The sequence below is a fragment of the Streptomyces eurythermus genome (assembly GCF_014649115.1).
Lineage (GTDB): Bacteria > Actinomycetota > Actinomycetes > Streptomycetales > Streptomycetaceae > Streptomyces > Streptomyces eurythermus.
Map to the genome: position 1 here is coordinate 1 of NZ_BMSK01000050.1, position 4,782 is coordinate 4,782.

Here is a 4,782-nt window from a genome sequence, read left to right on the forward strand (position 1 = left end):
GATGGGCCTGCGGCCCACCCTTGACACACCTCGCTCCAGCCCGGGGTAGAAGCGAGCGAGCGGCCCGAAGGAACAGTGGCCCAGCCCGGTACCGGACCCATGGGTGACCTACGAGGCCCTGTCGGCAGGGATGCGCGCCCGCGCCTCGCCAGCACGCCGGGCCGGCTTAGCGGCTACCGGCCCGGTGGGGTGGTGCGCGGTCGCATCTCGCCTGCACGCCGGGTGGGTCGGCGGCCTGCGGAGGGTGGGCGGGGGGGCCATAAGTTCGGCCTCGACCGGTGGGGGCGTTAGTTATGGGCAGGTATTCCAAAACGAGCCTCCGGGTGGACTGGCCCGGTCAGGGAGGGCATCGCCTGGCGCGGGGCGCGGGTGTGTGTGGCGATCGCCAGTCGGTCGCGGCCGCTCGCGAAGGGGCTGCCCAGGTGGGTCGTCGGTGGCGGTCGCGCCTCCTTGATGCCCGCGCTGTCCGCGCGCGGGGTTCGGTTTTCCGAACCTCCGGTTCGGGGGTGGGCACGATCGATCGGCGTGCCTTGTCCGTCGAGGATGAGGGCATGGCTGAGATGGCGATGGATGTCGCGGGGGGAGCCGCCGTTCGGGCGGAGGGCCTGCACCGGGAGTACGGGCGTGGTGCCGCCGCCGTACGGGCGTTGCGCGGGGTGTCGGTGGCCCTCGCGTCCGGGACGTTCACGGCGGTGATGGGGCCGTCGGGTTCCGGCAAGACCACCTTGCTGCACTGCCTCGCGGGGATGGACCGGCCCACCCGGGGTTCCGTGTGGTGGGGTGGGGACGAGGTTTCCCGGCTGTCCGAGCGGCGGCTGGCGGAACTCCGGCGCAGCCGGGTGGGGTTCGTCTTCCAGGCGTTCAATCTGATGCCGGGGATGACGGTCGCGCAGAACGTCGAGCTTCCCGGCCGGCTGGCCGGTGGGCGGCCTGAGCGGGGCCGGGTTCTGGAGGCGCTCGACCGGGTCGGACTGGCCGGGCGAGAACGGCACCGGCCCGGGCAGTTGTCCGGTGGGCAGCAGCAGCGGGTGGCGATCGCGCGGGCGCTGGTCTCCCGCCCTCGGGTGCTCTTCGCCGACGAGCCGACCGGCGCCCTCGACCGGGCCACCGGCCACGAGATCCTCGCCCTGCTGCGCGCCGGTGTCGACCGGGAGGGCCGGACCTGCGTGATGGTGACCCACGATCCGGTCGCCGCCGGGTACGCGGACCGGGTGCTGCTGCTCGCCGACGGCTTGGTCGTGGACGAGCTCGACCGGCCCACCGCCGCCCGGGTCGGCGAGCGGCTGAGCCGGCTGGGCGGGTGACCGCGATGGTTTCGGTCGCCCTCGGGCAGATGCGTCGGCGTCCGGCTGCCTTCGCCGGCCTGGCGTGCGCGCTGTTCCTCGCGATCGCCACCGTGACGCTGTTCGGCTCGCTGTTCGCCGCCGATGTCACCGCGCCCGCGTCCGCCCGGAGGGCGGCAAAAGGGCCGGGAGTGGCGGTGATCGCCGGTGCCTTCGGTGAGATCGCCGTCCTGGTGGCGTTCTTCGTCGTGGTCAACGCGTTGGGTTTCGCCCTCCGCCAGCAGCACCGCGAGCTGGCCCTGCTGCGCACCATCGCGGCGACACCCCGTCAGACGCGGCGGCTGGTCCGCGGCCAGGTCGTCGTGACCGCGTTGTCGGTGGCCTTGCCCGGCTGGGTCGCTGGCGGGGCGGCGGCCCGTCGCTTCCTCGCCGAGCTACGGCGACTGGGGCTGGCGGCGCCGGGCGTGCGGGTGCCGGGGACACCGGTGCCGATGCTGGTCGCGCTGGCCGCCACGCTCGCCGTCGGCCTGGCGGCCTCGGCCGTCGCGGCCCGGCGGATCTCGCGGATCGCGCCGTCGGCCGCCCTCACGGCCAGCTCGACCGAGCACGGGCGGACGGGTGCACCACGCCTGCTCGCCGGGATCGGCGCTCTGGTGGGGGGCGGTCTGCTGCTGCGACTGTCCGCGACGCGGCCGGCCGAGGAGATGGACAAGGCGGGGCAGGCGGCACTGCTCGCCGCGGTGGTCCTGCTGGTCGCGGTCGCCCTGCTCGGACCGCTCGCCATACGCTTCCTGGTGGCCGTGCTGGGGGTGCCGGTACGGGCTCTGGCGCCCGGTGCGGGGTGGCTGGCCCACGCCAACCTGCGCGGGTACGCGCGGCGGCTGTCGTCCGCGGTGGTGCCGGTCGCACTGCTCGTGGGGCTGTCCGGCACCATGCTGATCATGACGGAAACCGCCGAGCACGCCGCGCGGGCGACAGCCACCAGTGTCACCTCCGCCACGGACGTCTGGCTGCGCCAGGCCGAGGTGGCGCTGCTGACCTGCTTCGCCGCCGTGTCCACCGTCAACACCCTGGCCGCCGTGACCACCGAACGGCGCCGCGAGTTCGCGCTGCTGCGGCTGGTCGGCGCGCACCCGTGGCAGCTGATGCGCCTGCTGGCCGTGGAGGCGGCGCTGACCACGGCGGTGGGGGTGCTGCTCGGCGCGGCGGTCGCGGGGGCCGCGTCGGCGGCGTTCAGCACGGCGTCGACCGGCTCGGTGGCCCCGTACGTCCCGGTGGCCGCCTCCTGGTACATCGTCGCGGGCGCTGCGGCGCTGACCGTCCTCACCGTCCTGGCCACCGGCCTGCGGGTGGTGCGCGGTCCGGCGGCGGAGCTGGTGAGCGGTGACCGTGGCTGAACACGGCGGTGGGCCGGCTGCCGAGGGCGTGTCCCGCCGCGGTCACCCGACCGCGGCGGATCGGCCGGGTGTTCCCGCCGCGGAGGTGGCCGAGCGGCGGCGATACCTGTCCGTCGGGGGCGGCGAATGGGCGTTCGCGGTCGTCGGGCTGCCGTTCGCGCTGCTCGGCGGCGTCTACGCACTGGCCGTCCTGTACGCGGGAGCGCTGCTCTCCCTCACCGTGGTCGGACTGCCGTTCGTGGTCGCCGCGCTGCTGGGCGCGCGCCGTCTCGGCGCGCTGCACCGGTGGCTGGCCGGCCGGCTGCTCGGCGAGTACGTCGAGGCGCCGGCCGGGCTGCGCCGCCCGGCGGGCGTGTTCGCCCGTGGCCGTGTCGTGCTGACCGATCCGGTCGCCTGGCGGGCTCTGCTCTATCTGGTGCTGCGCCTGCCGCTCGGAGTGCTCGGCTTCGCCACGGCCGTGGCGCTTCCACTCGGCTGCGGCTGGCTGGTCGGCTTCCCGGTCTGGGTCCACGCGTGGGACGGCGCGCGGCCGGCCGGCTGGCTGGACGGGGCGTCCGTCGTGGCCGGTCTGGTGGTGCTGTCGGCGGTTCCCGGCGCGGTGCGGGCGCTGAGCGGATTGAACCGCCGGCTCGCCCGGCTGCTGCTCAGCCCGGTCCGTACCCAGCAGCGGGTCCGGGAGCTGGAGACCGCCCGGGCCACCCTGCTCGCGGACAACACCGACCAGCTCCGGCGCCTGGAGCGCGACCTGCACGACGGCACTCAGGCCCGGTTGGTCGCTCTGGCCATCACCCTCTCGCTGGCCGAAGACGCGCTCGTGGCTCCCGCCGGTCCGGATCTCGGGCGGCTGCGCACCCTGATGAGCCGGGCCCGCGGCCAGACCGACGACACCATCACCGAACTGCGGCGGCTGACCCGGGGAATTCACCCGGTGGCGCTGGACGGCGGTCTCGGCGAAGCGTTGCCGGGCCTCACCGCCACGTCGCCGGTGCCGGTCACCATCCGCCTGGACCTGGGAGAACGCCCGCACCCGGTGGTCGAGCGGGTCGTCTACTTCTGCGCCGCCGAGCTTCTCACCAACATCGCCAAGCACAGCGGTGCCCGCTCGGCCGAACTCACCGTGAGCACGGCTGACGGCCGCGTGCGCCTGCGTGTGCGCGACGACGGTCGTGGCGGTGCGGCGCTCGGTGGCGGTACCGGTCTGACGGGGCTGGCCGAGCGGCTCGCGGCGGTGGACGGAGTCCTGCGGGTGGACAGCCCGCCCGGTGGACCCACCGTGATCACGGCCGAGCTGCCGACGCGTCTGCGGTGAGCGTCACCCCCTCGTCTCGGAGAGGTAGTTGAGAACGGCTTTCACCCGGCGGTTGTCGGTGTCGGTCGCCCGCAGGCCGAACTTGGTGAAGACGGCGGCGACGTGCTTCTCCACCGCCCGCTCCGACACCACCAGCAGCGTGGCGATGGAGCGGTTGGAATGGCCTTGTGCCATCAGCTCCAGCACGTCACGTTCGCGCGGCGTCAGGGTGTCCACCACCCGCCTGCGCTGTCCGCCACGCATCAGACGAGTGACCACTTCCGGGTCGAGCACGGTGCCGCCGTCGGCGACACGGTGCAGGGCGTCGACGAACTCGCTGGTCCGGGCGACGCGTTCCTTCAGCAGGTAGCCGATGCCCGCCGCGCCGTCCGCCAGCAGCCGGGTGGCCCAGGCCGTCTCCACGTGCTGGGAGAAGACGAGGATGCCGACCTCGGCCGTCCTCGCGCGGATCTCGACGGCGGCGCGGATGCCCTCGTCGGTGTGTGTGGGTGGCATGCGGATGTCCACCACTGCCACGTCGGGTCGGTGTTCGGCCACCTCGGCGAGTAGGTCCGGTGCCGTTCCTGCGGTGGCCACGACCTCGCAGCCGCGGGCGCCGAGCAGTTCGACCATGCCGTCGCGCAAGATGACGGAGTCCTCGGCGAGTACGACGCGTAGGTGCCTGTTGATCACGGTCGCCATTATCGGGTGGGTGTTGGGGGGCGCCGCCGTGGGTGTGGGGGCCGGTGTTCGTCAGTGGCCGTTGGGCCGCTCGCTTCTTGGTCAGTGTCGGGCTTCCGCGAGGTGAGTCAAG

General features: G+C 74.1%; 4 protein-coding genes. 3 read left to right on the top strand and 1 reads right to left on the bottom strand.

Annotation, left to right across the window (positions count from 1 at the left end; translation table 11 throughout):
• The first annotated feature begins 551 nt into the window (after window positions 1-551).
• From IE251_RS40385 to IE251_RS40395, 3 genes are all read left to right on the top strand, one after another.
• On the top strand, window positions 552-1,304 hold the full coding sequence (locus IE251_RS40385; protein ID WP_189757916.1) for an ABC transporter ATP-binding protein: 753 nt from the start codon (window positions 552-554) through the stop codon (window positions 1,302-1,304).
• Window positions 1,305-1,309: 5 nt separating this feature from the next.
• On the top strand, window positions 1,310-2,680 hold the full coding sequence (locus IE251_RS40390; protein WP_189757919.1) for an FtsX-like permease family protein: 1,371 nt from the start codon (window positions 1,310-1,312) through the stop codon (window positions 2,678-2,680).
• 85 nt (window positions 2,681-2,765) lie between these two features.
• The gene (locus IE251_RS40395) at window positions 2,766-3,989 is read left to right on the top strand and encodes a sensor histidine kinase (protein WP_189757917.1); all 1,224 of its coding nucleotides are present in this window, start codon (window positions 2,766-2,768) and stop codon (window positions 3,987-3,989) included.
• Window positions 3,990-3,992: 3 nt separating this feature from the next.
• Here IE251_RS40395 and IE251_RS40400 read toward each other — a convergent pair whose 3' ends face one another.
• Window positions 3,993-4,661, bottom strand: a complete 669-nt coding sequence (locus IE251_RS40400; protein ID WP_307784809.1) for a response regulator — start codon at window positions 4,659-4,661, stop codon at window positions 3,993-3,995.
• Window positions 4,662-4,782 lie beyond the last annotated feature (121 nt).